General features: G+C 72.4%; 3 protein-coding genes. 1 reads left to right on the forward strand and 2 read right to left on the reverse strand.

Annotated elements, in window-relative coordinates; translation table 11 throughout:
* Both DQW06_RS05410 and lnt read right to left on the reverse strand, forming a co-directional pair.
* On the reverse strand, window positions 1-462 hold a 462-nt coding region (locus DQW06_RS05410), incomplete at its 3' end, for an FxsA family protein (protein WP_157983350.1).
* 207 nt (window positions 463-669) lie between these two features.
* Entirely contained in the window at window positions 670-2,415 is a 1,746-nt protein-coding gene (gene lnt, locus DQW06_RS05415; RefSeq protein ID WP_071621858.1) for an apolipoprotein N-acyltransferase, read from the reverse strand.
* Between the two features lie 612 nt (window positions 2,416-3,027).
* Here lnt and DQW06_RS05420 point away from each other — a divergent pair.
* Window positions 3,028-4,242: an ABC transporter ATP-binding protein gene (locus tag DQW06_RS05420; protein WP_013152568.1), complete on the forward strand. Its 1,215-nt coding sequence runs from the start codon at window positions 3,028-3,030 to the stop codon at window positions 4,240-4,242.
* Window positions 4,243-4,257 lie beyond the last annotated feature (15 nt).

The raw sequence follows: 4,257 nt of genomic DNA on the forward strand, positions 1-4,257 counted from the left end.
CTGGCCGGGACCGAACGGCCCCGCGGCCGGACCCGCCCCCGGGCCGGGGGCGGTGGACCCGCGGACGACGAACTCCTCGTTCATCCGCTCCTGCATCCCGCGCACGCGGCGCCGCGCCCACGAGGCGAAGGCCCAGCGCAGGACGGGCCGGGTGAAGGGCAGGACCATCAGCAGGCCGAGCACGGCGGTGATGAACCCGGGGATCACGAGCAGGATGCCGCCCGCCATCAGCATGAGCGGGTCGAGCAGGCCCCCGCGCGGCTGCTCGCCCGAGCGCATGGCCTGGTCCGCGTCCCGGAAGGCCCTGGTCCCGGCCCGGCGCAGCACGGCCACGCCCAGGACCATCAGCGAGACCAGCGCGGCCAGCGTCCACGGGACGCCGATCCAGCCGCCGACGGCGATCATCAGCCACACTTCCAGGAAGGGCAGCGCCATCAGCGCCAGCACTGTCAGCAGCGGCATGCGTAACCATCCTCCGGGTCGTCGGCGGGAGCTCCCCCTACAGGAGAGAACGCGCGCGCGGGCGCCGGGGTTCCCCGTGCACGTGCTTCCCGGCCGGGCGTCAGCGCGAACGCCCCTCAGATGCGCCGTCCTCGGCGTCCGCACGCGCCCGCGCAGAGCCCTTCCGTCGGCCCCGTGCCTGCCGGGCGCGGCGCGGGCGTGTCCCCCTCAGGCGCGGCGACGGCGGCCCAGGACCACCGCCACGACCACCGCTCCCAGCCCCAGGGCGCTCAGGAGCGCCTCCGGCGCGGCGCCGAGGCGGGTGGCGACGGTGGTGCCCTCCATCGCCTCCAGCTCGGCCACGTGGATGTCGGGCACCGCCTCGGGCGAGCTGTAGGCCAGGCTCCCGTCGGGGTTGACCACGGCGCTGACGCCGCTGGTGGAGACGACCACCGCCGGGCGGCCGTGCTCGACGGCGCGCAGCTGGGTGATGGCCAGCTGCTGGTTGGTCTGGCCGGTGAAGTTGTAGTTGGCGTTGTTGGTGGGGATCACGATGACCTGCCCGCCCGCGGCGACGGACTCGCGCACCGGCAGGTCGAAGGCCACGTCGAAGCAGATGCCCACGGCCAGGGTGGTGCCGCCCACGTCCAGGGCGCCGGGCTCGGTGCCGGGGACGGCGTCGGAGCTGACCTGCTGGAGACGGGCCACGAACCGCGTGAAGAAGTCGCGGAAGGGGACGTACTCGCCGAACGGGACGAGGTAGCGCTTGTCGTAGATCTCGCCCGGCCCGCTCCGGGGGTCCCAGACCACGCTGCTGACGTAGCGGGTGCCGTCGTCGTTGAAGCGGCTCATGCCCCACAGCAGGGGGACGCCCGCGTCGGCCGCGGCGGCGTCGATGGTCTCGCGCGCCTGGGGGTCGCGGAAGGGGTCGATGTCGCTGGCGTTCTCCGGCAGCAGCACCATGTCCGGCTGGGGGTACTCCCCCGCGCGGACGGCGTCGGCGAGCTCGTGGACCCCGTCGGCGTGGTTGTTGAGGACCTGCATGCGCTCGCCCGCGACGGACATCTGTCCGACGTTGGGGACGTTGCCCTGGACCATGCCGACGGTGACGGTGTGCGAGACGTCGGGGCGGCCGATCGCGGGGGCCAGGGCGCCGCCGGCGACGACGGCCGCTCCGGCGGCCAGCCCGAGGACGGCCGGGACCCAGCCGGTCCGCAGCGGGCCGCCCGTGCGGGCGGGGCCTCCCCGGCCCGTGCCCGCCTCGTGCGCGGCGTTGCGATCGTTTCGGTCGTCCTGATCACCGTGTCCGGTCCGACGGGCGCCCGCCAGGCGCAGCGCGCTCCACAGCAGCAGGCCGCCGGTGAGGGCGACCGCGAAGGTCACCAGGGCGGAGGAGCCGAGGGCGGCGTAGCCGACGAAGGGCGTGTCGGGCTGGGCGAAGGCGAGCTTGCCCCAGGGGAAGCCGCCCAGCGGCCAGCGGGCGCGCACGGCCTCCTGGGCCACCCACAGGGCCGCGGTCCACAGCGGCCAGCCGGGCAGGCGCATGGCCAACGCCAGGCCCATCGCCATGGGCAGGAAGTAGACGGTCTCGGCTCCGGCGATGAGCAGCCACACGTCGATACCGAAGATGTCCTGCCAGTGCACCAGCGGCACCATGAGCGTGGCCCCGGACAGGGCGCCGAGCCAGGCCGCGCGGCGCGTCCGGGCCCCCGCCACGGCGAGGGCGAGCAGCGCGGCGCTGAGCGGGCCCAGCCACCACAGGCCGTAGGGCGGCAGCGCGAAGAGCTGGGCCAGACCGGATCCGACCGCGGCGAGCACCCGCCACAGCAGATCGCGGTGTCCCCAGCGGTGCCCCGGCGCGAAGGCGGAGGCGAAGGAGCGTGCCGGGTTCGCCGTCCGCTCCCGCCCCGCCGGTTCCGGCGAGGGTCTGTCGGAGCCGTGGGCGCTGCCCTGCTCGGTGTGCTCGGCAACCACGTGGGGTGCTCGCTTTCCGCTTGCTGGTGAGAGGTGCTCGCGGTCAGCATATGGGGGGACGCGGAAAAGGCCCGAGCCACCCTTCGGACCGGCTCCGTCCCGTCGGCGGCGAGCTCGGAAGACCGTTGTCTACTGGATGTTCGGGCCTTTTCCGGGTCCAACCCCCCGCCCGGTCGCGGTACTCCACCCCTCACCCGATCCCAGCTGCACCTGGCGCGTGATGCAGCGTCCGATCGGACGAGTGGGGGCCGCACAACCGGTCCGTCCAGTGCTGGACTGGTCGTTAGGTTACCCAGACTCCCCGACCCGATGCCTCAACCCGGCTGCCGTGTCGTGGCCGCCGCCCCGAGGGCGTGGAGGGGAGAAAGGAAGGAACCGTCGGACAGGCTAACGCACCTGGGGCCGCCACGCCAGCTGGGCGGACGGGGTTTGTGTCTGACCGCAATCGGATCGACATCGACTCAAGTATGGACTTTTCGATCAGGATCATGTCTGATGTGATCAGCACAACGGCCTGGTTCGATCAATTGCGAAAGTTCCAGGTCGGCGGCGCGGACGCCCCGATGATCCGCGTCACCCCACATCTCGACCCCGGCCCGGGAGCTGACAACCATGGCGGAGATCGTCCTCGATGGCGTTGACAAGATCTACGGCGGCGACGTCAAGGCCGTCGACAACCTGAACCTGAAGATCGAGGACGGCGAGTTCATGGTGCTCGTCGGCCCCTCCGGCTGCGGCAAGTCCACCGCGCTGCGCATGATCGCGGGCCTGGAGGAGATCACGGGCGGCACGCTGGTCATCGGCGACGAGATCGTCAACGACCGCCCGCCCAAGGACCGCGACATCGCGATGGTCTTCCAGAACTACGCGCTCTACCCCCACATGACCGTCGAGCAGAACCTGGCCTTCGGCCTCAAGCTGCGCAAGGTGGCCAAGCCCGAGATCGCGCGCCGTGTCAAGGAGGCGGCCGAGATGCTGGGCCTGGAGACCTACCTCAAGCGCAAGCCGGGCGCCCTCTCCGGCGGTCAGCGCCAGCGTGTGGCCATGGGCCGCGCGATCGTGCGCGAGCCGCGCGCGTTCCTCATGGACGAGCCGCTGTCCAACCTGGACGCTAAGCTGCGCGTGCAGATGCGCGCCTCCCTCAACCAGCTCCACGAGCGCCTGGGCGTCACCACCATCTACGTCACCCACGACCAGATCGAGGCCATGACCCTGGGCGACCGGGTCGCGGTGATGCGCGACGGGCGCCTCCAGCAGGTGGACACCCCCAAGCGCCTGTTCGACGCCCCCGTCAACCTGTTCGTGGCCGGGTTCATCGGCTCCCCGGCGATGAACTTCGTCGACGCCGAGCTGGTCGCCGAGGGCGACGGCGCGGTGCTCACCTTCGCCGAGCACAAGCTGCCGGTCCCGGCGAGCGTCCTGGAGGCGCGCCAGGGCCTGCGCGACTACCTGGGCCGCAGCCTCATCCTGGGCATCCGCCCCTCGGACTTCAACGACGCCGACCTGGACGGCAACGGCGACCCGCAGATCCAGGTCAAGGCGAGCGTGACCGAGGAGCTGGGCACGGAGATCAACGTGATCTTCACCGTGGACGCCCCGCCGGTGCGCCACGAGGACGCCGCCGCCCTGGCCAAGGACGCCGCGGGTGAGGAGGGTGAGGGCGACGGCCTGCCGCTGGGCGGCAACACCTCGCTGTTCACCGCCCGGGTCAGCCCCCGCAGCAGCGTGCGCCCGGGTCAGCCGGTCAGCCTGTCGGTGGACGTGAGCCAGCTGCACTTCTTCGACCCGCAGAGCGGCCTGGCCATCGGCCACCCCGACAACGTCTGAGCCCCTCCCCCAGCG

The organism is Nocardiopsis sp. TNDT3 (assembly GCF_003427465.1).
Lineage (GTDB): Bacteria > Actinomycetota > Actinomycetes > Streptosporangiales > Streptosporangiaceae > Nocardiopsis > Nocardiopsis dassonvillei.

Coding starts and splice junctions, on each gene's coding strand:
- DQW06_RS05420 (WP_013152568.1), top strand. CDS start 3,028: ATGGCGGAGATCGTCCTCGATGGCGTTGACAAGATCTACGGCGGCGAC.